Genomic DNA, 26,630 nt, shown 5'->3' on the forward strand with positions numbered 1-26,630 from the left:
TTTAGGCTATCTCGTTTAATCAGTATTTAGTCGAGGATATATTGGCTTAAATACTCATCGTATTTGCCGTGGCCTTTTAAGATTAAATCGCAGACTTCACGAACTGCCCCTTCACCGCCATCACGTGTGGTTACCATCATCACACGGCTTAAGACGTCTTGATGCGCATTAGGTACAGTAGCAGAAAACCCCACCGACTGTAGCGCTTTAATATCAGGTAAATCATCACCCATATAGGCGCAATCGGCCAACTCTATAGACAAATCGCTCAATAGCTCTTTTAATGCAGCAAGTTTATCATCTCGACCTTGCACCACATAATCAACACCCATCTCTTTGGCACGTTTATCAACCATAGCGCTTGAACGACCCGTGATGATGGCTGTCTTAACGCCCGCTGTTTTAAGCGACTTCACGCCGATACCATCTTTGACATTAAAAGACTTGGTCTCAATACCGTTGGCATCATAGGTGATATAACCATTCGACAAGATACCATCGACATCAAGTACCAGTAATTTTACGTTGCCCGCAGCTTTAATTAAATCTTGCATTGCTTATTCCTTTTGTCTCATCTCGTCTAATGGTGTTTTAATTTTAAATACTTTATTTTGGATATTCTTGATATTTTATAGGATGAATGAACGCCGTGACATCTTAAATATTCTGGCGAATTTCGTGATTAAAGCGAATTTCGGGATTAAACAATAAGCCCTATAAGCCTTCAGTTACAAGGTTAACTCACCCCTGCTTTTAATAAGTCGTGGATGGTGATAATTCCTTCTAGATGCTGCTTTTCGTCGACAATAAGCAGCTGATTGATCGCTTTTTCATTCATCATGGTCAAGGCATCAGAGGCACGCATGTCTTTTGACACCTGCTGAGGATTGGCCGTCATGATATCGGCCATTGGCGTTTTTAAATCTATGTGCTTCTCTAACGCGCGTCTTAAATCGCCATCGGTGAATATACCGACCACCCGCGTCTTATCATCAACAATCACAGCCATACCCAAACGTCCACTGGTCATCACAAACAGTGCTTTATGCAAACTGGTTTCTTTATTAACGATTGGTAACTGCAAGTCTTTTTCTGTTTGATGCATCAGGTCACTGACACGCATCAATAATTTGCGACCCAATGCCCCTGCCGGATGCGATAACGCAAAATCTTCAGAGGTAAAATGACGGGCATGTACCAGTGCGACCGCAATCGCATCACCTAAGGCTAAGGTTGCCGTAGTACTGGAGGTTGGTGCCAACCCTAGCGGACACGCTTCTTCTGACGCGCCTAAAGTTAAGGCCACGTCCGCAGCTTTTGGTAACATGCCGCGCTTATCACGGCTGATACTAATCAAGGGGATAGACAACTGTTTGACTACTGGCAATAGGGTCTTAATCTCATCAGATTCACCCGAATTAGAAATTGCTAGCAATACGTCACCTTTTACTAGCATACCCAAATCGCCGTGGCCGGCCTCACCAGGATGCATAAAAAAGGCAGCTGAGCCCGTAGAGGCAAAGGTAGCAGCAATTTTGCGGCCAATATGACCAGATTTACCCATGCCTGTGACTACCACACGACCACGGCAATTTAAAATCAGCTCACATGCTTGAACAAAGCGCTCATCAAGTTGTTCGATTAACAACTCTAACGCGGCCTGCTCCGTGCGAATGGCATCAGTGGCAAATTTTATATACTGCTCTGCTGTCGGATGTGAAAAGGGTGCTTTCATAATAAGTAGCTGATTTGATAAAGAATGGAAATGCCAGAAGTCGCTTATTTAATAGACAGATGTTAACGCCTAATCAAAAGTAAGAAAAGTCTCTCTAAGCATTTTAAAGGTTAAGTTTAGCACAGTCTACTGGACCAACGCAGTGCTTCGAATGTGAATACATGTGAGCCACTACGGAATAAACAGTTTATTGTATTAATCTTGATTCATTAAATAGACTGCATTAAAAAAACCTGCAATAAAAGCAGGTTTAAATATGAATGACACAATAAGAGTAAATAAAACCATAAACGCTAGTAAAGACTTTTATTGGTATTTGATTAGTAAATAAGCTTCATAATATTACATTACATTCAGCTTATTAGATACGACTGATCGTTGACTATTATTCGTCTTCACCAAATCCTTTAGGCGGCGTATCGTGGTTACTGTGCGTGCTTGGGCCACTTGGGTCATCAAAGCCACGTTTCTCAAAGTTGCGATCATCAAAACCGCGCTGTGGACGATTGCTACCGACACCAAAAGTACGATCAGAATCAAAACCGCGATCACCCTCAAAGCCGCGCTCTACACCAAATCCGCGTTCTTGTACAAAGCCGCCACGTTCTTGATTAAAGCCGCGATCTGCAAATCCGCCGCCACGATTGAAGCTGCTACGTTTACTTGCAAATCCGCCTGGCTCAAAGCCTACCGAACCACGATCAAAACCGCCACTTGGTGCGCTACCGAAGCCGCCTTGATAGCCGACAGGCTGTTGACCTGTGCTGCCCACAGGTGCTGTACCGCTGCTGCGTGGGTTACGTGCTGGAACAACTGTTGAGATCGCATGTTTATAAACCATTTGGCTAACAGTATTTTTAAGCAATACCACATATTGGTCAAATGATTCAATTTGCCCTTGGAGCTTAATACCGTTTACTAAAAAGATAGAAACAGGAATACGGTCTTTACGAAGCGAATTCAAAAATGGGTCTTGTAATGTTTGTCCTTTAGACATGATAGATGTCTCCTTAATTTTTTAATTTATTATAAGTGGATGACAAATAATTATAATGAGAATCTGTACACCTCAATTTATACTTGGTTGTTATTAGTAAATGGGGGCACAGTCATTAAGAGTCAAATACAGCAATGAAAATCGACTGCTCAAATCATAACATCTTACTTAAAGTTATCTTAACACCGTAACAGCTTATAGCAGTGATGACTATAGTACAGTTATATCTATTGTCTTATATTTGATAGTTATCGTATGACTATTTATACTTGTTTTGCTATATGTGCTGCCTATCTACACCAGCCCTTAACAATCGGATGCAGTGCGGACAGTTAAGGCATATAAAAACACGCCACTATAATAAATAGCACTACACTAACCTATCACCTATCATACACATTAAAGTCGACTAAAGAGATAATGCTTTGCATCATTTATAGTAGAGAATTTGTATACAGCCTTACTCGCTTCTAATGGGGACGCATCGTCTGGCTTTTCATAAGTAGAGACTAAGTTCCTAAGCCACGTATATTGGCGCTTTGCCAGCTGCCTTGTCGCATATAATGCCTTATTTTTCATATCTTGACAAGCAATAGCCTCGTCTACAGCCTCACAGTCATGTTGTTTATTGTCAGTAAAATTATCATTAAGTATAAGATTTTTTACTGCCGGATGCTGGGTTGCGATTAGATAGTCTATCACTTGACGATAACCCACGCAGCGCATGGACGGCATATCAGGCGCTAACGGGTAATCTTTAATTAGTGATAACACCTCGTCTATAAAGCCTGCTTTCCACATCATATCTAAACGCAGCTCAATTCGCTCATGCAGCCATTTTCTATCCGGCATAACCGCAAGACCTAGCCAATATTGATCTGGATTATCTGACAACGCCAGCTTAGGTAAATCCTGCCACTCACTTAATGGTTTATTGGTCTGTTTATATACTTCAATGGCACGTGTGATACGCTGAGTATCGCCGATGTTTAACCGAGCCGCTATATCCGGATCGACTTGCTTTAAATAATCATGTAGCGCTTCAATACCCGCTTTTTGACGCCATGCTTCTACCTGTTCACGGATAGAAAAATCAGTTTCTGGAATCGGTGATAATCCTGAAAACAGCGACATGTAATACATCATAGTGCCGCCAACCAATAACGGGATTTTGCCACGCGCATGAATCTGTTTGATAAGCGCATCCACATCGGCAACAAAGCTTGCCACACTATAACTCTGATTGGGTTCAATAATATCGACTAAATAGTGCGGAAACTGTGCTAACTCCTTTGCTGTCGGCTTAGCTGTACCAATATTCATATCTTTATAAATAAGCGCAGAATCAACAGAGATAATCTCAAAACGACCCGTTTCATAAAGCTCATATGCAAGCGAGGTCTTACCACTGGCCGTAGGTGCCATCAAACAAACCACTGCATTATCGGGTAATTGTTCACTTATGTTTTTAGGATTACGCTGCTCTGCCGTCTCAACCATGCTCTATACTCTTCGTCATCTTAATCGCTATTATTTTTATCTAAAACCCTAAACCTACTTATCTTGCCCTAGCATCATCTTCATCACCTCTTGCAATGTCAGCTTGGCTGCTGCTTTCAGCTGTATCGAAGCCTGTAAGCGAGATACATCATCACTATCAGTACAAGCCATTAGCCGATGATGCATGCTTTGATTTAGCCATGCCAGCCTATTTGTCTCATCACACTGCTCATAACTGCCCATTACCTGCTCCACTGATTCATTATCGTGGCCCAAGGCTTCTATCAGATAAAAATCAGTACATAACCACAGCATATCGTTTTGTTGTAATAATACCAATCGTGATGACTTATTCTGACCCCTATCGTCTTGAGTTAGATTTTCTAATAAGTCAGAATCAATATCAGTGAGCTCTAATAAATATAAGCATCGATATAAAGGCAGTGATAGCAATGCCTCACTTTGCACTGACGAGCCCCAACTCTCAGGCTCAGAACTCTCTTTAGGTAAGGCAGAAGCTATTGCTAAGCTGTTTTGATAATTAACCAACGGCTCATTTACCAGACTTTTATTATGCTGAATAGAATCATTAGGGCTTCGGTCATAAGAACGATTATCTGGAAAGCGCTCATTAATTACAGGAACCTTGGACGCCTCAAACCTGCCAGTAAACGCTAATGTTTGAGACTGGGATTGTCGTTGCTGTAAATCTGCACCCTTGTTATTCTGGCCTGTATTTTGGTTCTGATTAGACTTAGGCTGTCGCTTTTTCCAGCTTTGCAAGGCATCACGCACGCCTACTTCTAGATGTGCCATGATATTGGCAAGGTTTTGAATCTTAATACACTGCTTTGAGGGATGTACATTTAAATTAAGCCACGCCGTCGGCAAATTAAAGAACAGCACATAGCCCAATTGCTGCCCTTCGCCTACGCTGTCTCGCATACTCTGTGCGATACGTCTGTCTTTTACCAGTCGCCCATTAATATAAATCAATTTGTAGCTACTAGGGGGATTAATAGTAGAATTCGTACTTGGTATTATGAAGCCAGAAATCGCCAAGGGCTGAGTATTTTGTGCAGACAAAGCACTTTTAGGACGTAACCCTTCTAAATCGATAAATAAGGGTTGCAGCTTATTGTCATCAAGCAAACCAGATTGAGCGTGCAAGCTTGGCAAAATAGATTGCAGCCGTGCCAATACAGATTGCATCATATGTGATTTTATTAACCCACTATCACTGCTAGTAGTACCATTAGAGTTATTACTTGAGGTCTGATTATATAAAGCCTGCGTGTTCACAGCTTGAGACAAACCATTTGCTTTAACCGCTTCAAAATGAAAGCGTCGCTTGTCGTTATGCCATAATGTAAAGGTGATGTCACTGGCAACTAAGGCCAACTGCTTTACCACCGATTCAATATGCGCATATTCTGTCGAAATAGATTTTAAATTTCCGCGTCGTGCCGGCACATTGAAGTATAAATCCTTTACGGACACCGTCGTGCCTTGCGGATGTACTACAGGCATTAACGCAGGCGTGTCCTCTAAAATACCTGCTACATTTAACTCACGACCCACCCCATCGCTATCAGCACTACTCTTTAAGGTTAATCGAGATACCGCCGCAGTCGCTGCTAAAGCTTCTCCCCGAAACCCAAGCGTCGCAATACCTTGTAAGTGCGCCACATCAGCAATTTTACTGGTGGCAAATCGAGTAACCGCCATCACCATATCATCCGGATGGATACCACAGCCGTCATCGGCCACTTCAATAATGCCCATACCGCCTTGGGTAATACGAATTTCTATGGTTTTGGCACCGGCATCAATGGCATTTTCAACCAACTCTTTAACCACAGAAGCCGGACGCGTGACTACCTCACCAGCTGCAAGTTGGTTAACTAGCAGCGGCGGCAGCTTTTTGATACGGTTACTGTGGCTCGGTTGTACGATAGCGCTGTCTTGGCTAACAGAGTGAACGGAATTACTGGGTAATGTCATTAAAGAGGTCAACGATTGATGTGAATAAATTTATTTTGGCTAACAGTCTGATGCTTCTAGAAACTAATTTGAATAAATAAGCCTAAAGGATCGCTTAATCGAATCTAGGCACATCAAAGCGTATACTATCTGCATAAGTTACAGTGACTTCTCTCACTTCTTGCTCGTTCTGCTTGGTTACCGCAATATTAAGAGTCATAACTGGCTGCGGCAAATACTCTTCAGCACGGCTTGCCCATTCAATAATAACCAGTGCCCGCTCATCCTCTAGATACTCTTCGAAGCCAATGAAGGAGATCTCCTCTGGATCTTGCAGACGATATAAGTCAGCATGATAAACGCGCTCAATATTAGACTGAGTAGACGTCGCTAACTCATAAGGCTCAACCAAGGTATAGGTCGGGCTTTTTACCGCACCCTCATGCCCAAGCGCTCTGAGCCAATAACGGGTCAACGTCGTTTTACCGGCACCCAAATCACCAGATAGCCAGACACTACCTGTGATATTAGCCTTAGCCAATTGCTGTGCCAAGCGCTGCGTGTCCTGTTCAGACTTTAAAGTATGCGTGACTGTTTGTTCTGTCATAGTTATTATCTGCCATGATTGCTATTTAACTTGTAAGGTCACTTCAGGGTTTATAAATGGCTCGCCTGCTATCAGCTTGTCATACATTTTAGGGTCGCTCCATTCTTGCTTGACCTGATCACTAAACTCAAAGTCTTCAAGCGTTAACACACCCATGTGCTCATTGCTAACATCTTCAGCGAAGCATTGCGCATAACCTGTCGCGGTTTCATGCGCAATCACAGAATAAACGCTCACCCCTGCTTCACCATTGGCCATTTTGGTTTGGTTTAAAATACTTTGTGCCCAAAAGAAAATCACACGCGAGAATTGTTCAGCAGAGGGTGATACTGGCAGACTAATCCAGCGCGCACTAAACTGCTTACACATGGAAATATACTCAGGGTCATCTTTGTTCCAAAAGCATATCGCATGGTCAAAGCTGTCGATAATATCTTTAATAGACGACTTTAATAGCCCAAAATCATAGACCATCTGACCATTGTCTAATCTGTCCGCTTGCAAAATAAGCTCAATCTGATAGCTGTGTCCATGTATTGAGCGCTTGCATCTGTCAGAACTACAATTACGCACAATATGAGCGTTCTCAAATTTAAATAATTTACGTATTCGCATATCAATTCTCGTTAAAACCGATGACTGTTTTAGATGTTATAGGACTTACACAAGTAACGGCACTCAACATTAAATAGATGACTGAATATTATTTATTAAGCGTCTGGCTCTACCTTTTAGACTGCGCGAATAAATGATATTCAGTCACTACTCACTTGCGTAAGCCTTATTCTAGTTCTATCTGTATAGGTATTTTTTAAAAGTAATATATCAGCCTTTACTAATATACCTAGTTTAACATCATAGTTAAAAAACAAAATGGATAACACTTGTAAGTGTTACCCATTATTTCTAAAGGCTGCCTAATCCCAGAAAGCAGTTACCTCATATTTAGCTTTTTGGTTCCAAATCAATCGCTACCGAGTTAATGCAGTAACGTAAACCAGTGGTTTCTCTCGGCCCATCTGGGAATACATGACCCAAATGCCCACCACAGTTGCTACAGGTTACTTCTACGCGGCGCATGCCATGCGAGGTATCTAGGTGCTCATCCACTGCACTCTCATCAAGTGTGGCATCGAAGCTGGGCCAACCACAACCTGCATCAAATTTATTACTTGAATCAAATAATTTAGCACCGCAGCCTTTGCAGCGGTAGACCCCTTGCTCGCTCATATTATTATGAATACCAGTAAAAGGGCGCTCTGTCCCCTTTTCACGCAGCACTCGATACTCTTCATCGCTCAAGCGTGCCCGCCAATCCGCATCTGTTAATTGTGCGATCTCTTCTTTGGTCAACTGTGAATCTTGCATAACTTGTCCTTAATTACTTTAGTACATCTGACTCTTATTATGTGGGCGCGTACTGCTTTGTTCAAATTGATTTATCTGAACAGCACCTTATTTTTATCTTATAGGCACTTATATAGCCTGTCATAAATAAACCGTTACACAATCATAATAAAAAATAAGGATGCTCAACAGCTTTAGATAATTAACATTGAATAGAAATGCAAGTATATCTTGCAAAAGTGGCTATTGATAATAATATTAGAATGCAATAATATCTTGCATTAAGAGATTTATTTATATTGGTTCATCACAATATAGCGAAGAAATGAAATAAAAATAAAAGGACGCAGGCATGAATGAGCAGTCGGATTACAAAGCCCAAGGCAAACGCCTAAATAAACTGCGTAAAGCCAAAGGGCTAACAGCGGAGCAATTAGCGCAATTAATGACAGAATCGGGCTCTAAAGTCAGCCGAGGCGCTATCTCTAATTGGGAGCGTGGTATTAACGGCATCGTCTCCTCTAAATTGCCTGCGCTCGCCACCATATTGGGCTGCTCAGAAGGTTATTTATTACGTGGGGAATCTGATACCGATAACAATCAACAAGCAAACTCCACTGATAATAATTCAAATGAGACCGCTAATAGCAACCATAGTAGTAATGCCTCAAAATCATCTACACCAATCCCCTCTTCAACCTCTAGCACGAGCGAGTCAACCATGACAAATTCAAAGCGTAGCAATATTCAGCAGCCTTTAAGAAAATCTGAAAAACTTCAAAACGTCTGTTATGACATTCGTGGCCCTTTGTTAAAAACAGCCATGCAAATGGAATCACAAGGTCAGCGTATCTTAAAGCTAAACGTCGGCAACCCTGCCCCGTTCAACCTAGATGCGCCGCATGAGATTCTGCAGGATGTTGCGCTAAATTTGCATAACTCGACCGGTTATTCTGACTCACAAGGTATCTTCTCAGCGCGAAAAGCGGTATTGCAATATTATCAATCAAAAGGATTGCTATCTGCTGTCGATGTGCGTGATGTTTACCTTGGCAATGGAGTCTCTGAGCTGATTGTCATGACCATGCAAGCGCTGATGAATGATGGTGATGAGGTCTTAATCCCGATGCCAGATTATCCATTATGGACAGCAGCGGCTAACTTAGCAGGCGGTACAGCCGTTCATTATCGTTGTAATGAGGATAATAACTGGCAGCCAGATATTGAAGACATCCGCTCAAAAATCACTGACAAAACCCGCGGTATTGTGGTAATTAACCCTAATAACCCAACCGGTGCGCTTTATTCTAATGACGTCCTATTAGAGATTATCGAATTGGCGCGCGAGCATAATCTAGTGCTTATGGCGGATGAGATTTACGATCGTATTTTATATGATGATGCGGTACACACGCCGCTATGTACGCTTGCACAAGATGTATTTATTTTGACCTATAACGGTTTGTCTAAATCACATCGTATTGCCGGATTCCGTGCCGGTTGGTTGATGTTATCAGGCAACAAAGACTACGCCAGCGACTTTATCGAGGGCTTGGACATGCTAGCCTCAATGCGTCTGTGCGCCAACGTGCCAGCACAACACGCTATCCAGACTTCGATGGGCGGCTACCAAAGTATGCTCGACTTGACCGCAGAATCAGGGCGCTTATATAAACAACGTCAACTGGCTGTTGAGCGATTAAACGCTATCCCAGGCATTTCTTGCACCATGCCGCAAGGGGCGTTCTACTGCTTCCCAAAAATAGACCGCACTATCTACCCAATTGAAGATGATATGCAGTTTATGATGGACTTACTCATCGAAGAAAAAGTATTGATGGTACAAGGTACTGGCTTTAACTGGGATGCGCCCGATCACTTCCGTGTGGTCTTCCTACCTAACTTATTAGACTTAGAAGATGCAATGGATAGATTAGATAGATTCTTTGCCAATAAACGTCGTGAGTATGGTACTGAGGCGTTGGCACAGTCTTAAGACAGTCCACTACCCTAATTATTCTAGAAATAGGATTTTCAACCATAAAAAAGGTCACTAACTGAGTTAGCGACCTTTTTTCGTTCATTTATCTAAATAGCTAAAAAGAGATTACGGCTTATAGTTATCACGTAAGCTAACAATTTGGTTAAACACAGGCTTATCGCTGGTGTGTTCTACAGCGTCGGCAACGAAGTAACCTTCACGTTCAAACTGGAAACGGCTGCCCGGCTCGCTGTTTGCTAATGATGGTTCAACCACTGCATTCAATACCGTTAATGAATTCGGGTTTAACACTTCATGGATGTCTTCGGCAGCGCCTGGATTCTCAACGCTAAATAAGTGCTCATACAAATGCACAGTCGCAGGCACGCCTTGGTCTGCCGATACCCAGTGGATAACGCCTTTCACTTTGCGGTCTTCAGGGTTATTACCCAGTGTGTTTTTATCAATGGTCGCTTTTAGCTCAACCACATTACCCGCATCATCAAGCACATGCTCAGTCACTGCAAGCACATACGTGTTACGTAAACGGATTTCTGTCTTCTCTGGTGACAGACGCTTATAGCCCTTAGGTGGCTCAAGCTCATAATCACCTTGGTCAATATAAATCGTCTGTGTAAATGGAATCTCACGCTCACCCATCTCAACGTTAGGGTGCTTAGGCTGAGTCAGCCACAACGTCTTATTCGCTTCATCCCAGCGGGCATTAACGCTATCGGCTTTTAAGCTTTCCCACTCGCTGACTGCCTCATCAAAGTTAGTAATGGTCACTTTAAGCGGTTTTAGGACTGCCATACCGCGTGCAGTGGTATTTTCAAGCGATTGGCGAATGCTGAATTCTAGTAAACGGAAATCTACCACGCTGTCTGCTTTGGTCACACCAACACGGTCACAGAAGTCACGTAACCCCTCTGGCGTATAACCACGGCGACGCATGCCTGCAATCGTTGGCATACGTGGATCATCCCAACCGCTAACGATGCCTTCATCAACCAATTGCTTCAGCTTACGCTTACTGGTCAATGTATGGTCAACGTTTAGACGGCTAAATTCATACTGATGCGGCGGTACATCAAAGCCGATTTTTTCAACGGCCCAATCATAGAATGGTCGATGGTCTTCAAACTCTAACGTACATAATGAGTGAGTAATTCCCTCAATCGCATCAGATAACGGATGCGCATAGTCGTACATCGGGTAGATACACCACTTATCACCCGTCTGGTGATGCGTTTGATGCATCACACGATAAATAACTGGGTCGCGCATGTTCATGTTTGGGCTTGCCATATCAATCTTGGCACGCAGCACCGCTTCACCTTCAGCATATTTGCCATTTTTCATATCATCAAAGCGCTGTAAGTTCTCTTCAACGCTGGCATCACGCTGTGGCGACGGCTTACCCAGCTCATTAAACGAACCACGGTTTTCTTTGATTTGCTCTGGCGTTTGCAAGTCGACGTAGGCATCACCTTGCTCAATAAGTTGTACCGCCCACGCATATAATTGATCAAAATAGCTTGAGGCATGATGCGGCTCGCCCGCCCATTCAAAGCCTAACCACTGCACATCGTTTTTAATATTATCGATGTAATCTTGTTTTTCTGCAGTTGGGTTGGTGTCATCAAAGCGCAGGTTACACGCGCCTTTGAACTCTTCAGACACACCAAAGTTTAGGCAGATAGATTTTACATGCCCTAGATGCAGATAGCCGTTTGGCTCTGGCGGAAAACGGGTCACAATTTTATCGTATTTGTCTTGTGCCAAGTCTTCGCGGATTATATGACGAATAAAGTCGTTTTTCTCATCGGCAATATTGGCATTGGTATTCTCATTACTCATTCAGTTACTGCTCCTAACATCAAAAATTCTTATAAAAAGGGCAATCAAATACCCATTAAAAATAACAAATGCCCTATTCTAACAAACCTAAGCACAATCGCTCATCTATTTACACAATATATTTTGTAGCCCCTCTTTTAAAAGCTATTAATCTTTATATTTCAATCTATTTTTGAATCCAAATATTTACTATTTCATAAATTCATGAAATAATGAACTTTATAAAGTAATCACATTCACTATAAGATACTGTGCTTGTATGACGATTGACCAAATACCGACTTGCCATAGCGATGACCATCCATACTCTAAGCTTTCGACGGTTGAGCTCAGTGAAGCTCAACACAAACAAGTCACAACTATGTTAAAAGCACTGGCAGACTCCCAGCGGTTACAGATGGTTCTCCTATTAAAGGATACTGGTGAAGTCTGTGTCAGTGAGATTGCAGAGATTACAGGCGACAAGATGTCCACCTTGTCTAATCGCTTAAAGCAATTGCATGAAGCGGGTCTAGTCAATAAACGCCGAGAGGCACAGCATATTTATTATAGCTTGCAAGATGATCATGTGCGTCATCTACTTGATAACTTGATTGCTCACGCCAACCATTTATAGCGACTGGTTTGTTAGTCACGTGATTTACCTTTTACCTTCAGATTTTCGAGCATTAAGGAGTCATTATGAATACATGTAACCACCCTCAGCATCAAAACCATGACCATCAACACGGTAAAAACTGTGGACATATTGCTATTCAGCATGACGACCACGTTTGTTATGTACATGATGGCCATCTACATCATCCACACGGTGAACACGTTGATGAACATCGTTTAGAGGTTAGCGATACAAACCCTAACGCCTGTACGCCGGACCACCATTGCAGTGGACACGACGCTGATCACGTTCACGGTCCAAACTGTGGACATGAGGCAGTTCCTCATGGTGATCATATTTGCTATATTGTTGATGGTCATTTGCATCATCCACATGGCGACCATTGTGACAACCATGGCCCTGTAACGGTTCTATCTTAGTTGCCACTTATCTAAAGATGTCACAATTTGCGTACATCTAGCGTGAGTAATAACCCATGTTGCTATGCCGTATAGCAACATGGGTTTTTTTATTAGCAATTATAAGAAGCGCTATATGCATCAGAGATAATTATAATTAGTGGTTGTCTCACAGCGCAACAGATGACAATATCAAAAAAAGACGTTAGACTAGCCTTTAATTTTTCACGCTTTACTTTATATGGTAATTCTTAGCTTCTGAAACACGTGGCTATTTATTTAAGATGCGTTAAAACACCTTTATCAAATGAAGTGTTTTAAAATACGCCACTGTCCCCATATAAAGACTGTTTTCATATAAAACACAAAGGGGCTGTTTGTACGTTTACTAAACTATAAATGAGCAGTAACCCAGTAAGGATTTTCCATGCAAGCAATAAAAGCATTTGGCTTTAGCACTTTAATGATGCCAGTATTTTTAATGGGCTGTGCGAACACGACCCTAACCACAAACTCCGAAACAACAGTAAAAACTAAGGAAACACAAATGAGTGATATGCCAGTAGTACAATTAGACACCTCAATGGGCGACATCGTTATTGAGTTAAACTCAGAAGCAGCACCTAAGACCGTAGACAACTTCGTTTCATACGTAAAAGCCGGTCATTATAACGGCACTATCTTTCACCGTGTTATTCCAAACTTTATGATTCAGGGCGGCGGTATGGACGCTGAAATGAATGAAAAAGAGACCAATGCTCCTATCGAAAACGAAGCAGACAACGGCCTTAAAAACGACGAAGGTACGATTGCTATGGCACGTACACAAGATCCACATTCAGCGACTAGCCAGTTCTTTATTAACGTAAAAGACAACGACTTCCTAAACCACTCTGGCAAAAACATGCAAGGCTGGGGCTATACTGTATTTGGTAAAGTAACGAGTGGTATGGACGTGGTTAAGAAAATTGAAGGCGTTCCAACAGGCCGTTTCGGTATGCATGCTGATGTACCTAAAGAGCCTGTGGTTATTAACTCTGCTACCATAATTAGCGAGTAATTTAGCGGGTCTATTTTGACCTACTAAACCATCTAATATGTCAGATAATACCAAACAGCTAGCAAAGTACAGTCACTTAATCACCACTCGGCCGCATGATATTCGCCGAGTGGTCATCAGTGACTTACATTTATCTGCTGATGAGCCTGCCTTAGTGCAGGCTTTTTTGGCGTTACTAAATGACCTGATTGCGCTGCCTAATCTGACTGAACTATATATATTAGGTGACTGGTTTGATGCTTGGATTGGCGATGATGCCTATTTAGCACTATCAGATGAAGCCAAAACTCAGCACTGGTTGACGCCGCTTATTAAAGGCTTAAGCCACTTGCATAGAAATGGCTGCAAAACCTTTGTGATGCATGGCAATCGTGACTTTTTAATTGGTCAGGCCTTTTGTGATACCTTTTATGGCAAGCTTATCGCAGAGCCGTATTATATTACCATTGGCGACAAGGTTTATCGCTTAGAGCATGGCGATGCCTTATGTACCGATGATAAAGCTTATCAACGCTTTCGCAAGTTAATACGAAACCCTCTGGTACAATGGATATTATTAAGAAAGCCTCTCGCTAAACGTGTTGAGCTTGCACATAAAATTCGTCAGAAAAGCAGACAAGGCAAACAAACTAAGTCACTTGATATTATGGATGTGAATGACAAGGCCGTTAGAAAAGCAGTGAAGGATTCTGACCACCTATTACATGGTCATACCCACCGCCCTGCCCAGCATCTGATTGCTAATCTCACTGTTCCAAAGATACGTTACGTATTAGGCGATTGGCGTGTGCTTCATGCAGGCAGCTCTAAGCAGCAAGTAGAAGCAGTCATTGCAATAACGTCCGTGTCAGAACAAAGCGAAGAGCAGTTTCAATTAACTAAGTTTGTGGTTTAGCCTTCGCTAACACCCATTAGTCACATCATTCACGCAAGAATCAATCAAAAAAAGCCAAACGGCTATACTTTCAAAGTATAACCACTTAGCTGTTGTTATCTGCTTACCCATTTATCTATCCATATCCATTTTTAGATATGAGTAAAAAAAGTATCTTGGCAGATTAATCCAATAATTTGAAGAAATGCTGACGGTAGTGCTTAAGCTCTCGGATTGAGTCGCGAATGTCATCCATAGCAAGATGACTGCCTGTTTTCTCGACGCCTTTTAATATATCAGGGCGCCAGCGATAGCAAAGCTCTTTGATAGATGACACATCAAGATTACGGTAATGGAAGAAACGCTCTAAATTTGGCATTTGGCGTGCTAAGAATCGGCGGTCTTGGCAAATAGAATTGCCACACATCGGTGATTTGCCTTCATCTACCCATTTGCTTAAAAACTCAATAGTCTGACGCTCTGCTTCTTCTAATGTCACTGAGCTTCTACGTACTCTATCAATTAAGCCCGATTGGCCATGCTGCTTGGTATTCCAATCATCCATACCGTTCAGCTTTTGATCCGATACTTTAATCGCCAGTACAGGGCCTTCAGCCAAGACATTCAAATCATCATCTGTCACAATAGTGGCAATTTCGATAATCTCATCTGTCATGGTATCGAGACCCGTCATTTCTAGATCTATCCAGACCAAGCCTTTTTTGCCTTGATTTCTAATTCTAATTTTATTGGGATGATCGGTCTTACTCATAATTTTTCCTAAACTAAAACATGAAATAATAATATGATAGGAATCCGTCTAATCAGACACCTATACGAAAGCCTTTTATAGAAATACGGCAAGAATACAGTGATGACTAAAATTAACTTTATAATGAATCACTATTTGAATAATGGCTCTATATTAACAAATTTAACCCAGTTACCCTGAATAAATAACTCGATTGGTACGTTAATTTGTGCATACTAAGGCATATATTAATAAATCCGACCACTTTTTAATCATTCAAATCTTTTAAACAAAACAGATAAATCAAAAATAGGTAAATCGCTTTTATGGCTTTAATACGACAACGTAAGCTCACCAAACAACAGTTAAGACGCATTGATAAACAGCAAGCGCAGCAACAAGAATCCATTGATGGCAGCCTAATGGATGGTGTCGTCATGGCGCATTATGGCAAACAGCTTGAGGTTCAAGTGACCTCATTGCCTGCAATCATTCCCGAGCAGCCCGAAGTTGCTGACGGTGATCCAGAGCCTTTTTGGCAAGAAATTGAGTTAGGCGATATTTGGCGTTGCCATGTGCGCACCAACCTGCCGATGTTAGCAACCGGTGATAACGTACGCTGGATGGCAGATCCCAATACAGGCTTTGGTCGTATTGAGTCGGTACAGCCTAGAACCTCACTTATTTCACGCCCAGACCGCTATCATAAACTCAAGCCGGTTGCTGCCAATATCGATATTTTGGCCATTGTATTTGCCCCCTTGCCTGCTGCTGCACCAAACCTCATTGACCGCTATCTTGTGGTGTGCCATCACGCCGATGTCACTCCGCTACTGGTGCTTAACAAGGCCGATTTACTGTCTCTAGAGAACTACGCTTTTACTCAAGATTTGCTTAAAGAGTATCAAGCGCTTGGTTATGAGACCGTACTAACCGCAGCACCTTGTCCTGAAAATATCTTACAAAAAGCAGACGCTGAGACGGAGCAACAAGCATCAGAGTCTGATACTGTTGCGGCAGAGGATACTCAAAAGTCAGTCGGTCTTGGCGAGTTACAACAGAAAATTAAAGACAAGCTGGTTATTTTTGCCGGTCAATCAGGTGTGGGCAAAAGTACCTTGGTCAACGCCTTACTGCCAAACTCTGAGCAAAGCGTCAATATTATCTCTACAAACTCCAAACTGGGGCAACACACCACTACTACCAGTCGCCTATTGCCATTTGACCCAAGTGATTTGACCCAAGGTGGCATCGTCGATACGCCAGGTATTCGTGAATATGGTATTTGGCATCTAACGCCTGATGACATTATTGCAGGCTTTGTAGAGCTTGACCCCCTTGCCGGAGATTGCCAGTTCAGAGACTGTAAACATACCCAAAACAGCAAAGGTTGTGCGCTTTGGGCAGCGGTCGCGGAAGGTAAAGTATTGCAGCGCCGCGTTGAAAGTTTGGTGACCTTGCAAGCAGAAGCAGACACCCCCACTTATTAAGTATCCCTATATAGCAGAACAATGGCAGTACATCGCCTAAAAAGGAAGGCTAGGTAATGCATTCCTAGCCTTATCACGTTATAATAATTGCCATAAAAATTTTTACTGGAGAAGTGTTTTGTCACTAGATCGTTGGCTTGAGTTCATGGGTCACCACCCATTTTTATTTGGTACCCTAGCCGTCCTTATCGTTTTGTTCTTTACTGTAGAAAATAAACGCAGCGGCAAGAAAGTATCGCCAAATACCTTGGGTACCCTTGTAAACTCGCAAAACGCACAAATAATTGATATACGCGCTAAGAAAAAGTTTGAAACTGGTTATATTCAAGGCAGCCGTAACATTCCATTTACTCAGCTAAAAGATCGTTTGTCTGAAATCCAAGCCATTGAAGCGCCTGTTGTGATTGTTTGCGACATGGGTATTCAAGCTGGTGCTGCGGTGCAAATGATTGGTAAACCTAATGTATATCGCCTAGACGGTGGTATCGGTGGTTGGCAAGCAGCAGGTATGCCACTGGTTGGTGCGGCCTCTAAAAAAGGTAAAACTGTTAACGGCCAAGCTAAAACCCGTTAATAGCTTTTAGTATGATTATATTTACCATTATTATTAGCGCTATTGATCAAAATTAATTTACGTTAAATATACCGTATTTGGTTGAATCAATATAAACCAATACACTCTCTAAATTTATATATAAATAAAAGGGTTCATCATGACAACACCTGTAACCGTCTACACCACGCCTATTTGCCCATATTGCTCAAACGCAAAACAGCTTTTGAAATCTAAAAGCATTGAGTTTAAAGAAATCGGCATGCACGATATCAGCTCTGATGAGCGTATGGACTTAATGAAAAAGACCAATAACTACAGAACCGTTCCACAAATCTTTATCGGTGAGACCTTTATCGGTGGTTTTGATGAGTTAAACAAGCTTAATCAGGATGGTAAGCTTGATGAAATGGTTAACGCTTAATTCGTTAAACATTAGCCTATAAGTATTTTATGGGCAGCTATCTACTGCTCTATATAGTAATAGATAATAAAATATCGCTACGTATCTCATGACTCTATTTACCAAACTATTAAATAGTACCGTCAATTTTACTAGGCGGATTTAACGAGATATTCTAACTTTACTTTTTTAATTAAGGATAATTATCATGGCCGAACAACAAGCCCAGCCACAACTTGCTCTAGAGCGCATCTATGTTAAAGATATGTCACTTGAAGTACCAGGCGCTGACGTATTCACTAAAGAGTGGCAACCAGAGCTTGATATTAATCTTGCAACCAATGCAGAAAAACTTGATGAAGATCATTATCAGGTAGTATTAACTGTGACGGTTACTGCTGAAAACGCAGGCGCACCAGCCTTTATCGCTGAGGTACATCAAGGCGGCATTTTCTTATTAAAAGACATTCCAGAAGACCAAATCGGTCAAATCTTAGGTGCTTATTGCCCGAACGTTTTATTCCCATATGCACGTGAAGTAATTAGCGACATTGTGACTCGTGGTAGCTTCCCACAGTTATTGCTAGCCCCAGTAAACTTTGACCAAGCTTATGCTCAAAGCCAGCAGCAAGCTCAGCAACAACAAGCAGCTGCTCAAGGTAACGCTTAATCTATTAGATGTTTAATAGATGACAGATGACTTCATCTAATATAAAAAAGCCCCCTAATTAATAATTAGGGGGCTTTTTCTTTATAGCGCTAATAATTATATTAGCCAGTTAATAATTAACATTAACCCTTTAGCGCGCTTAAGATGTTTTCTTTAACTACTTCAATATCTTTAGTACCGTCAAACTGATGATACTTAGGTGCATCAGCGTCTTCTTTGGCTTTTTGCTGATAGAAACCAACTAAAGTAGATGTCTGCTTATGATAAGTCGCTAGGCGGTCACGGATGGTCTCTTCTTTATCATCATCACGCTGCACAAGTGGTTCACCAGTCACGTCATCTAAGCCTTCTTGCTTAGGTGGATTGTATTTAACATGATATACACGGCCAGAACCTGGATGCTGACGACGGCCTGATAAACGTGCCACAATCTCGTCATCTGGTACGCTAATTTCTACCACATGATCAATAGCAACACCTGCATCAACTAACGCTTCCGCTTGAGGAATAGTACGCGGGAAGCCATCAAAAATGCAACCATTAGCACAATCAGGTTTAGCGATACGCTCTTTCACTAGATTGATGATTAAATCATCAGATACAAGTCCACCTGACTTCATGATGCTTTCAGCTTTTTGGCCCAGCTCAGTACCCTCTTTGATAGCCGCTCGCAACATATCGCCTGTTGAGATTTGCGGAATATCATATTCTTTAGAGATAAACTGCGCTTGTGTGCCCTTACCTGCCCCAGGTGGTCCTAGTAATATAATACGCATCATAGTCGTAATCCTCTTATTTGGTGGAGATGAGCAAATATCATCTTATAAATTTAAGCGTCAATAACCACAAAGCCCTAAATATTTGGTGTTGCTACTAGGTATCTAACTATGGACGCTTTTATTGTCATTTATGTCGCATTTAAAACACAATTACCTTACATTGTGATGAAAAAAAGCTCAAGCTATTTTAATTATAAATACCGCTATAACGAAAACTTATGAGTCAAAATAACATTAACCAATAACGGCAATATATTGACATCCTAAATAAAGCCTCATCTAAAAAGTGTGTCTTAATTCAGGCTGTAATTATTTTAAATAAATCATTTTATAGTACCCGACTTAAGGCACTTGCTGATTAATTTCGATAGACACCGCAAGGTTACTAGTATTACTATCTGTATAATTTAATACGATGGGCTCTGCGCTTAAATCACCTGATTCAGTGATTGCCTGACCTGACTTACTCACTCGTGCCGTCACTACAAGCTCAGCGCCTTCATTCATCGCTTTAGTTAAGGTGTGCGTTGGCATCATCGCATCATCATCGCTTAATTCCGTCTTAAAGCCATTCACGGCTTTAGCCAAGTCACTTGCCGGCATACGTTTGACTGCTAATGGTGCACCGCCGCTCGACTCTCTAACAGTAACGTATAAGATATCAGTAGGCTCAACCAAAGCATGCAAACTGCTGTTTAATGTCACGCTTACCATGACCTTATTTGCAGCTGCTGACTGATTATTAGCATTTGCACTTTGAGCCTGTGTATGCTCATTCAATGCTTCTGCTTTTTGTGCAGCTATATTGGCACTCAATGTATCTAGACTTTGTAAGGCTTCGCTATGGTCGCCGTCTCTTGCAGAGATACCCGCACGCAGCTTATCAATCCAAGCTTGTGCTTGATCAAAGTTACCGGCACGCGCTTCACCCATTGCCATAAGCATCTGAGCGCCTTGGTGATTGGGATTTTTTTGCAATACTTTTTGTAGCGCACGTCGGCCATCCGAACCTAGCATACCGCCATTGGTAAAGAATTCAGTCTGCGCATAGCGAACCGCAATTGCCTCATCTTCTGGCTGCAAACGATAGGCACGCGCTTGTGCTTCCATCGCCTGCTCATTAGCTTCGAACGCTAAGAAAATGTCTGACAAACGCATCCAGCGCATGGCATCGTGCGCATGGTGATGCACATTGGTTTGAATAGTACCCAATAGGCCAATACTATCCTCTGCCGCCCATTCAGGTGGCGCATCGATCTTACCCGTAAGCAAGTCATCTGCGACCTGACCGACTTTGTCCTGTGCTTCCCACAGATTAACCACCGGCGAGCGATCTACCGATAAGAAGTACGCTAATACGATAAGAATAGGCACACAAATTAGAATCGTTAAGCGCGCTTTTGCGCTATGCGTAAATTGATACTCTTGTTTGGCTTTTGCTAGAGCACTATTTGTTGTATCGCTGTTGGCAGCACCCTCGTCTTGTATCTCAACATTCTTATCGTCACTGGCCAAAATTAACTGGCGCTCTAACTCTGTTTTTTGAGTTCTAAAAGACTCTTCGCTCATCTGACCTTTTGAATAGTCATTTCTAAGCTCTTCTAGGCGCTCTTTAAATACCTCAACATTGAGGGCGATTAGCTGATCGTTTTGAGCCGATTTGTCAGCTCTCAACCAAGGCATCAAAACAATAACAGCCAATAAAATTGCCAATATGACTGCCAGCGCGACAAAAATCACTAACGTTGGCATGATTTAACTCCTTACAAGTTGAGCTATAAACAGCAGAGTAGCGACAGCAGGATAATTGCTGTGTTGGTTAGCCTTTTTATCATTCATAGTATTAACGATAAAAACTAAGCTTCTTTTTAAACAAGATAATTAGTTAAACAAGATAATTAGAGGTTCTCATCTTTATGATAAGGTGACTTCTTACTACTAGTATGCTTATTTAACAGTGCTTCTAATTTTTCAGCTTCTTCGCTAGATAAGTCGGACTCTAACGTATCCACTTCAGCTTGTGAGGCACGCGTAGAAGCAGCTGCGGGCTGATTAAATTTGGCTCTTTTTGAGCGTAATATCCACCAACCAACAACCAAAATTAGGAATACAGGTGGAAAATACCAAAGAATCCAAGTTGATGGACGTACAGGCGGTTTGTAGCTGATAAAGTCGCCATAACGCTCGTACATATACTCACGTATCTGAGCATCTGTCTGACCGGCCATGACCATCTCGTACGTCTTACGCTTTAAGTCTTGAGCAATTTGAGAGTCTGAACCTGCCAAGTTTTGGTTTTGACATTTTGGGCACCGAAACTCTTCGATCAGCCCTTTGTACTGAGCTTCTTGACGCGGATTGTCAAATTCATAAACCTCAATAGCGGCATTCGCTAAGCCACTGACACTGCAGATAGACAAAATTAATGCCAACATTCTAAATAATGGTAACAGTTTGTTTTTTGCAGTAATCAATATTGAATGCTTAGAGCTTAACGCATTTTTATCGAAAACGCTTAGGCTATTATTATTGTGTGTCATTTACATACCTCAGCAATATTTGCAGTCATCTCAGGAGTATCTAGATTGGCTGTTTGCTGTTCAAGCTCGTTTAATAAATCCATACAAGGTTGAATTCGAGCCTGCCAATTCTGCTCGTTTACTTCTCCGACGATATGCTGACGAATATTGCCTCGACTGTCCACAATAAACGTTTCAGGTGCACCGGTTAATCCCAAATCAATAGCAAAGCTGCCCGAATAATCACGGAAACTAAATAAGAAAGGGTCGCCACCATTTTGTAAATACTCAGTTGCATTCTCTAACTCATCTTTGTAGTTCACACCGACCATAGGCACGCCGCGGTCATGCAGCTCCATCAAAAAGGGATGCTCTACAATACACGTTGGGCACCATGAACCCCACACATTAAGCAAGTAAGGACTGTCTGGCATATCACTATTAGACATATTTTGTGAAGTGTCCGCTAATAAAGGCAAATCGAAAGTCGGCACCGGTCTATTCAAAGCGTTATCAATCACTACATCTGTAGGCTTGCCAAGCTTGAAGAACAGCATAACAATCAAACCCACGAACACAATAAGAGGAACCAAAAACCAAAGCTTAATTTGCGACTTATTCATAACCGGATCAGACATCTTACTTCCTCATGCTCATAGAAAATCTAGTACATTTGGTCAAATACCCAAACCTCAGTAAACAAAGCATCTCTTGAATTTCAAAGATACCCGCTTGCTCTTTGATTGATGCTTACTACTTTTTTAAACGATAACGGCGATCTAATATACTAATAATGCCGCCCAGTGCCATGATGATTGCACCTAGCCACAACCACGCAATCATAGGCTTCACGTAAATCCGAACTGCCCAATTACCATTAGGATCATTATCATTAATCGGCTCACCAAGCGCTACATAGACGTCACGCATCAAAGTGGTGTTAATACCTGCTTCTGTCATTGGCATCATGCTGACCACATAGTTGCGTTTTTGTGGATATAGCGTGGTGATATAATTATCGTTTTTCTCAACTTTAATCTCAGCTTGCGTGGCGTCATAGTTTTGAGCACGCACTTCATCAAAGGCAGTTAAGGTAAAATGATAACCTCTAACTTCTACAGTATCGCCAACCGTCATCGCCACATCTTTTTCTACGCTCAGCGCGCTGGTTACACCAATACCTAATGCAAGAATTAGCATACCAGTATGCGCAATATGCATACCCCAGTAATGTAGCTTCAAGCGCTTTAGACCTTGCATAAGACTTGGGGCGTTACGAGTCTTGTCTTTAATATCAAAGATAATCCAGCTCAATACCCAAAAACATAATACGCCAGTGATAATAATCTGCAGGTTCATGCTTTGGGTCAGTAGATAAGTGGCAATACCGGCGAGCAATAAGCTGCTCGCAAAGATGCCAGTCGCAACGCCTAATAAAGGACGCTTTTCACGTTTCCAGCGGATATTAGAACCCATACCCAAGGTTAATAATAATAGCCACGTTAATGGTACAAATAACGCGTTGAAGTACGGAGGGCCAACCGATACCTGACCAAGGTTGAACGAGTCGGCAATGATTGGATATAGCGTACCAAGTAACACCACTAAGGTTGCTACTAGAATAATAATGTTGTTAATAACCAGTAACGTCTCACGAGATTTGAGATCGTAATGACTCTCAACCGTCAGTCTCCAGCCGCGTATAGCAAAGGCTAATAAGCCTGCACCAATCACAATACCGAGAATCGCTAGAATAGCTAAACCACGGGTCGGGTCAGCGGCGAATGAGTGAACAGAGGTAATAACCCCGGAGCGTACTAAGAAAGTACCTAATAAACTCAGGGCAAACGCAAAGATGGCAAGCATAATTGTCCATGCTTTAAATACACCTCGTTTTTCGGTTACTGCAAGCGAGTGAATCAAGGCCGTACACGCAAGCCATGGCATTAATGAGGCATTCTCGACAGGGTCCCAGAACCACCAACCGCCCCAGCCAAGCTCGTAATACGCCCACCATGATCCCAGCGCAATACCTAACGTCAAAAAGCACCACGCAGCCAACGCCCAAGGACGCGACCAACGTGTCCAGACGGCATCCAAACGACCTGCCCATAACGCTGCCATACAAAATGCGAAAGGTACAGACATGCCCACGTAGCCCATATAAAGCATGGGTGGGTGAAAAATCAAACCAGGGTCTTGTAGTAGTGGATTTAAATCAGCACCATCAACAGGAATGTTGGGTAACGTGCGGTCAAAAGGAGATGAGGTAAAGATGAGCATGGCCAGCATCATAAACTGAACAGCGGCTAGAATAACCAAAACGCGAGCACGCATATTCAGCGGTAAGCCGCGGCTAAACCAAGCCACCATAGCGGACCAAGCGGCTAAGATGGTTACCCATAATAATAGCGAGCCTTCATGACCACCCCAAGTAGCAGAGACCTTGTAATACCAAGGTAATAACGAGTTAGAGTGCTGAGCCACGTAGACCAAGCTAAAGTCGTTATAATAAAAGCCTGCCATCAAGGTCAAAAATGATACAAGGGCAGCGGCAAATTGCGCCCAGGCCAAGCTTGGAGCCAAACGCTGCAAATGGGTCTGATTTCTGACAATACCAAAAGTTGGCAGTACCACTTGCAATAAGGACAATACCATTGCTGCTACTAACGCAAAATATCCTAGCTCAGTTATTACCATATCCGCTCGCCCTAAACTACTACACTGTGACCTATTTTAATCGATAAAATAGGTGCATGAATACTCACTAAATATAAAATTCGGCTACTAATAATGACGCTAATTGTACTGAATGTCTATCCAAGAAACACATCAAAAATCACCAAACAGTCATCTTGATACGAATGTTCTCAAGCAATCTTTAAACTCTATTTAGCTGACCTATAGTCCTTTCATAAACAAAGCCACTTATAATAAAAGTGGCTTTGTTTATATCTTTCTATATTACTGTTGTTACCGTTATCCACCGCTTACTGGGAAGAATACCAAGATTAGATGTAGCCAACCCGCTAAGAAGCCAGTTACCCCGCCTAAAATAATCAAAGTGGTTTCATCTTCTCTAAACGCAGGTCGTAATAAATTTTGGAATTCGCGTGACGATAACGCCTTAATGCGCTCACTAAATAAGCCGAAAATCTTATTGGCGCGGCTCTCGTTAAGCTCAGGATCACGAATCGGAATCATGGTCGCATCAATAGATTTATCAAGAATGGTATTTTTGAGCTGACCAAATTCACGGCGCCCTAGCCCAACTCTTAATGTTGTATTCACCACCGGCGCTTCTAAAAGGCCATATAAATGACTCTTCATTAGATTACGGGTTTTTGCCGCGCGCTGACCATACATCATCTCATTCATGATGTTTTCAATCGTGACCAAATCTTTTACCACGATACCAGCGAACACTTCTGACACCTCTGGCTGACGTTTCATAAAGCCGCCTTGCCACTGATACGTATCAATTTGCGGCAGTACCGGCACAATAAATGGAAAGCCTTTCACACGTTTAAACAGCTTGAGGTACTTGATTGGCTTTGGATCAACAGGGTTAAACACCATCCAAATGGCAATCCAATTGGTCAAGAAACCCCAAACTGCGGCAAAGAAAGGCACTGTCCAATGCTGCGGTACTAGCAAATAGATAAACATCTGCACAATACCAAAGATAAAGCCAATCAAAGCACTGATGTGCCAAATAAAGTTAATCTCTTTTTGACCAACTTTGAGAAACATATTCACCATTAGACGGCGATCATTTTCCATCGTACGCACAATCATCTGGCGCATATCGACCAAATCTTCAACATTATGCGTTAAATCAACAACCAACTCGCGCATGATACCCGGCAATTGCTCATGAGCATAGGCATAGATACGGCGCTTCATGGCGTAAGGCATATTACTCCACAAGGACGCTGAACGCTCATTCATTATCTCATCAATCAGCTGATCCAAATTTGCATCAACGGTCTTGGTAATGAAATCTGCCATCTCCTCGGGTTCCATGGCTTTAAAAAACTCATCCAACGACCCAAGCTTAGAGAGAGTTTGGTCAACAATGACGCCTGAAATCTTGCCTGCCTTTGCTGGTACGATACCTTGCCAGCCAATCCCTTGCCAGCCATAAGGTAAATTTGGAATTTTAATACCCCAGAATTTAATGGGGTAAAAAAGCATTTTTAATGCCATCCACACATGGACCCAAGTTACGAAAGCGGTCACAAACGGAATAGTTAACATCGCTAAAAATTCAGGATGCGTGCTGATAACTTGCCAAATAGAGGAAAACATGTTGGGAATATCACTTATACTTTAGGTAAACTAACCTAGTCACTATAATTTTCGAGTGCTAAATTCTAACACACTCGCTCCTGATTTAGTTAATACAGTAACGTTTGCTACTTCAGACTTGATAATAGCCTTTTAATGACAGCTTCTGCAATAGCTTAATTTTTTACGTAATCTTTCTAATCAATTTACCTCA

Annotated in this window: 25 protein-coding genes; 9 read left to right on the forward strand and 16 right to left on the reverse strand. The window is 42.1% G+C overall.

Annotated features, from left to right (window positions below; genetic code table 11):
* Positions 1–26: 26 nt before the first annotated feature.
* The 8 genes from AC2SLM_RS06430 to msrB form a co-directional block, all read right to left on the reverse strand.
* Positions 27–554 (reverse strand): KdsC family phosphatase, encoded by a 528-nt coding sequence (locus AC2SLM_RS06430; protein ID WP_486552704.1) that lies wholly within the window; start codon positions 552–554, stop codon positions 27–29.
* Between the two features lie 182 nt (positions 555–736).
* Complete coding sequence (locus AC2SLM_RS06435; protein WP_486552706.1) at positions 737–1,735, reverse strand: KpsF/GutQ family sugar-phosphate isomerase; 999 nt, start codon at positions 1,733–1,735, stop codon at positions 737–739.
* Positions 1,736–2,120: 385 nt separating this feature from the next.
* A complete protein-coding gene (gene hfq, locus AC2SLM_RS06440; protein ID WP_486540920.1) occupies positions 2,121–2,732 on the reverse strand; it encodes an RNA chaperone Hfq in 612 nt (203 codons plus the stop codon).
* Positions 2,733–3,131: 399 nt separating this feature from the next.
* Complete coding sequence (miaA, locus tag AC2SLM_RS06445; protein WP_486552708.1) at positions 3,132–4,232, reverse strand: tRNA (adenosine(37)-N6)-dimethylallyltransferase MiaA; 1,101 nt, start codon at positions 4,230–4,232, stop codon at positions 3,132–3,134.
* 54 nt (positions 4,233–4,286) lie between these two features.
* Positions 4,287–6,236 carry a DNA mismatch repair endonuclease MutL gene (mutL, locus tag AC2SLM_RS06450; protein ID WP_486552710.1) on the reverse strand — a complete coding sequence of 650 codons (1,950 nt, stop codon included), beginning with the start codon at positions 6,234–6,236 and terminating at the stop codon, positions 4,287–4,289.
* A gap of 94 nt (positions 6,237–6,330) precedes the next feature.
* A complete protein-coding gene (tsaE, locus tag AC2SLM_RS06455; RefSeq protein ID WP_486552712.1) occupies positions 6,331–6,822 on the reverse strand; it encodes a tRNA (adenosine(37)-N6)-threonylcarbamoyltransferase complex ATPase subunit type 1 TsaE in 492 nt (163 codons plus the stop codon).
* A 21-nt stretch (positions 6,823–6,843) separates the two neighbouring features.
* Complete coding sequence (locus tag AC2SLM_RS06460; RefSeq protein WP_486552713.1) at positions 6,844–7,437, reverse strand: 6-pyruvoyl trahydropterin synthase family protein; 594 nt, start codon at positions 7,435–7,437, stop codon at positions 6,844–6,846.
* Between the two features lie 330 nt (positions 7,438–7,767).
* Positions 7,768–8,190, reverse strand: coding sequence for a peptide-methionine (R)-S-oxide reductase MsrB (msrB, locus tag AC2SLM_RS06465; protein WP_486552714.1), 423 nt, complete (start codon positions 8,188–8,190; stop codon positions 7,768–7,770).
* Positions 8,191–8,521: 331 nt separating this feature from the next.
* On the opposite strand from msrB, the gene AC2SLM_RS06470 reads away from it, so the two are divergent.
* Entirely contained in the window at positions 8,522–10,165 is a 1,644-nt protein-coding gene (locus AC2SLM_RS06470; protein ID WP_486552715.1) for an aminotransferase class I/II-fold pyridoxal phosphate-dependent enzyme, read from the forward strand.
* A 111-nt stretch (positions 10,166–10,276) separates the two neighbouring features.
* Here the strand turns inward: AC2SLM_RS06470 and AC2SLM_RS06475 are convergent, their stop codons facing one another.
* On the reverse strand, positions 10,277–12,010 hold the full coding sequence (locus tag AC2SLM_RS06475) for a glutamine--tRNA ligase/YqeY domain fusion protein (RefSeq protein ID WP_486552717.1): 1,734 nt from the start codon (positions 12,008–12,010) through the stop codon (positions 10,277–10,279).
* 259 nt (positions 12,011–12,269) lie between these two features.
* On the opposite strand from AC2SLM_RS06475, the gene AC2SLM_RS06480 reads away from it, so the two are divergent.
* The 4 genes from AC2SLM_RS06480 to AC2SLM_RS06495 all read left to right on the forward strand — a co-directional run bounded on the left by AC2SLM_RS06480 (position 12,270) and on the right by AC2SLM_RS06495 (position 14,982).
* Entirely contained in the window at positions 12,270–12,626 is a 357-nt protein-coding gene (locus AC2SLM_RS06480; protein WP_486552718.1) for an ArsR/SmtB family transcription factor, read from the forward strand.
* 65 nt (positions 12,627–12,691) lie between these two features.
* The gene (locus tag AC2SLM_RS06485) at positions 12,692–13,048 is read left to right on the forward strand and encodes a hypothetical protein (protein ID WP_486543133.1); all 357 of its coding nucleotides are present in this window, start codon (positions 12,692–12,694) and stop codon (positions 13,046–13,048) included.
* Positions 13,049–13,574: 526 nt separating this feature from the next.
* Positions 13,575–14,087, forward strand: coding sequence for a peptidylprolyl isomerase (locus AC2SLM_RS06490; protein ID WP_486552782.1), 513 nt, complete (start codon positions 13,575–13,577; stop codon positions 14,085–14,087).
* Positions 14,088–14,124: 37 nt separating this feature from the next.
* Positions 14,125–14,982 carry a UDP-2,3-diacylglucosamine diphosphatase gene (locus tag AC2SLM_RS06495; protein WP_486552719.1) on the forward strand — a complete coding sequence of 286 codons (858 nt, stop codon included), beginning with the start codon at positions 14,125–14,127 and terminating at the stop codon, positions 14,980–14,982.
* 163 nt (positions 14,983–15,145) lie between these two features.
* Here AC2SLM_RS06495 and orn read toward each other — a convergent pair whose 3' ends face one another.
* Positions 15,146–15,733 carry an oligoribonuclease gene (gene orn, locus AC2SLM_RS06500; protein ID WP_486543137.1) on the reverse strand — a complete coding sequence of 196 codons (588 nt, stop codon included), beginning with the start codon at positions 15,731–15,733 and terminating at the stop codon, positions 15,146–15,148.
* Positions 15,734–16,038: 305 nt separating this feature from the next.
* Between orn and rsgA the strand changes: the two genes are divergently transcribed.
* From rsgA to secB, 4 genes are all read left to right on the forward strand, one after another.
* Positions 16,039–17,202 carry a ribosome small subunit-dependent GTPase A gene (gene rsgA / locus AC2SLM_RS06505; RefSeq protein ID WP_486552720.1) on the forward strand — a complete coding sequence of 388 codons (1,164 nt, stop codon included), beginning with the start codon at positions 16,039–16,041 and terminating at the stop codon, positions 17,200–17,202.
* Between the two features lie 145 nt (positions 17,203–17,347).
* A complete protein-coding gene (locus AC2SLM_RS06510) occupies positions 17,348–17,776 on the forward strand; it encodes a rhodanese-like domain-containing protein (protein ID WP_486543233.1) in 429 nt (142 codons plus the stop codon).
* A 139-nt stretch (positions 17,777–17,915) separates the two neighbouring features.
* Positions 17,916–18,179, forward strand: coding sequence for a glutaredoxin 3 (grxC, locus tag AC2SLM_RS06515; protein WP_486552722.1), 264 nt, complete (start codon positions 17,916–17,918; stop codon positions 18,177–18,179).
* A gap of 184 nt (positions 18,180–18,363) precedes the next feature.
* The gene (secB, locus tag AC2SLM_RS06520) at positions 18,364–18,828 is read left to right on the forward strand and encodes a protein-export chaperone SecB (protein ID WP_486543235.1); all 465 of its coding nucleotides are present in this window, start codon (positions 18,364–18,366) and stop codon (positions 18,826–18,828) included.
* Between the two features lie 122 nt (positions 18,829–18,950).
* On the opposite strand, the gene adk is transcribed toward secB, so the two are convergent.
* The 6 genes from adk to AC2SLM_RS06550 form a co-directional block, all read right to left on the reverse strand.
* Positions 18,951–19,604, reverse strand: coding sequence for an adenylate kinase (adk, locus tag AC2SLM_RS06525; protein ID WP_486543237.1), 654 nt, complete (start codon positions 19,602–19,604; stop codon positions 18,951–18,953).
* Between the two features lie 345 nt (positions 19,605–19,949).
* A complete protein-coding gene (ccmI, locus tag AC2SLM_RS06530) occupies positions 19,950–21,359 on the reverse strand; it encodes a c-type cytochrome biogenesis protein CcmI (RefSeq protein ID WP_486552724.1) in 1,410 nt (469 codons plus the stop codon).
* Positions 21,360–21,505: 146 nt separating this feature from the next.
* On the reverse strand, positions 21,506–22,042 hold the full coding sequence (locus AC2SLM_RS06535; RefSeq protein ID WP_486552784.1) for a cytochrome c-type biogenesis protein: 537 nt from the start codon (positions 22,040–22,042) through the stop codon (positions 21,506–21,508).
* 101 nt (positions 22,043–22,143) lie between these two features.
* Entirely contained in the window at positions 22,144–22,764 is a 621-nt protein-coding gene (locus AC2SLM_RS06540; RefSeq protein WP_486552725.1) for a DsbE family thiol:disulfide interchange protein, read from the reverse strand.
* A gap of 115 nt (positions 22,765–22,879) precedes the next feature.
* Positions 22,880–24,826: a heme lyase CcmF/NrfE family subunit gene (locus AC2SLM_RS06545; RefSeq protein WP_486552727.1), complete on the reverse strand. Its 1,947-nt coding sequence runs from the start codon at positions 24,824–24,826 to the stop codon at positions 22,880–22,882.
* Between the two features lie 279 nt (positions 24,827–25,105).
* Positions 25,106–26,437: a DUF445 domain-containing protein gene (locus AC2SLM_RS06550; RefSeq protein WP_486543149.1), complete on the reverse strand. Its 1,332-nt coding sequence runs from the start codon at positions 26,435–26,437 to the stop codon at positions 25,106–25,108.
* Positions 26,438–26,630: the final 193 nt, after the last annotated feature.

This window comes from Psychrobacter sp. CX16, assembly GCF_057396245.1.

Bases quoted from the DNA above. Each gene is read 5' to 3' on its own strand.
- AC2SLM_RS06485 (WP_486543133.1), top strand. From the start codon at position 12,692: ATGAATACATGTAACCACCCTCAGCATCAAAACCATGACCATCAACAC.
- orn (WP_486543137.1), bottom strand. From the start codon at position 15,733: ATGAGTAAGACCGATCATCCCAATAAAATTAGAATTAGAAATCAAGGC.
- AC2SLM_RS06460 (WP_486552713.1), bottom strand. From the start codon at position 7,437: ATGCGAATACGTAAATTATTTAAATTTGAGAACGCTCATATTGTGCGT.
- AC2SLM_RS06545 (WP_486552727.1), bottom strand. From the start codon at position 24,826: ATGGTAATAACTGAGCTAGGATATTTTGCGTTAGTAGCAGCAATGGTA.
- AC2SLM_RS06470 (WP_486552715.1), top strand. From the start codon at position 8,522: ATGAATGAGCAGTCGGATTACAAAGCCCAAGGCAAACGCCTAAATAAA.
- AC2SLM_RS06495 (WP_486552719.1), top strand. From the start codon at position 14,125: ATGTCAGATAATACCAAACAGCTAGCAAAGTACAGTCACTTAATCACC.
- miaA (WP_486552708.1), bottom strand. From the start codon at position 4,232: ATGGTTGAGACGGCAGAGCAGCGTAATCCTAAAAACATAAGTGAACAA.
- msrB (WP_486552714.1), bottom strand. From the start codon at position 8,190: ATGCAAGATTCACAGTTGACCAAAGAAGAGATCGCACAATTAACAGAT.
- hfq (WP_486540920.1), bottom strand. From the start codon at position 2,732: ATGTCTAAAGGACAAACATTACAAGACCCATTTTTGAATTCGCTTCGT.
- AC2SLM_RS06540 (WP_486552725.1), bottom strand. From the start codon at position 22,764: ATGTCTGATCCGGTTATGAATAAGTCGCAAATTAAGCTTTGGTTTTTG.
- mutL (WP_486552710.1), bottom strand. From the start codon at position 6,236: ATGACATTACCCAGTAATTCCGTTCACTCTGTTAGCCAAGACAGCGCT.
- AC2SLM_RS06435 (WP_486552706.1), bottom strand. From the start codon at position 1,735: ATGAAAGCACCCTTTTCACATCCGACAGCAGAGCAGTATATAAAATTT.
- tsaE (WP_486552712.1), bottom strand. From the start codon at position 6,822: ATGACAGAACAAACAGTCACGCATACTTTAAAGTCTGAACAGGACACG.
- AC2SLM_RS06475 (WP_486552717.1), bottom strand. From the start codon at position 12,010: ATGAGTAATGAGAATACCAATGCCAATATTGCCGATGAGAAAAACGAC.
- AC2SLM_RS06550 (WP_486543149.1), bottom strand. From the start codon at position 26,437: ATGTTTTCCTCTATTTGGCAAGTTATCAGCACGCATCCTGAATTTTTA.
- AC2SLM_RS06430 (WP_486552704.1), bottom strand. From the start codon at position 554: ATGCAAGATTTAATTAAAGCTGCGGGCAACGTAAAATTACTGGTACTT.
- AC2SLM_RS06510 (WP_486543233.1), top strand. From the start codon at position 17,348: ATGGGTCACCACCCATTTTTATTTGGTACCCTAGCCGTCCTTATCGTT.
- rsgA (WP_486552720.1), top strand. From the start codon at position 16,039: ATGGCTTTAATACGACAACGTAAGCTCACCAAACAACAGTTAAGACGC.
- grxC (WP_486552722.1), top strand. From the start codon at position 17,916: ATGACAACACCTGTAACCGTCTACACCACGCCTATTTGCCCATATTGC.
- adk (WP_486543237.1), bottom strand. From the start codon at position 19,604: ATGCGTATTATATTACTAGGACCACCTGGGGCAGGTAAGGGCACACAA.
- AC2SLM_RS06480 (WP_486552718.1), top strand. From the start codon at position 12,270: ATGACGATTGACCAAATACCGACTTGCCATAGCGATGACCATCCATAC.
- AC2SLM_RS06535 (WP_486552784.1), bottom strand. From the start codon at position 22,042: ATGTTGGCATTAATTTTGTCTATCTGCAGTGTCAGTGGCTTAGCGAAT.
- AC2SLM_RS06490 (WP_486552782.1), top strand. From the start codon at position 13,575: ATGAGTGATATGCCAGTAGTACAATTAGACACCTCAATGGGCGACATC.
- ccmI (WP_486552724.1), bottom strand. From the start codon at position 21,359: ATGCCAACGTTAGTGATTTTTGTCGCGCTGGCAGTCATATTGGCAATT.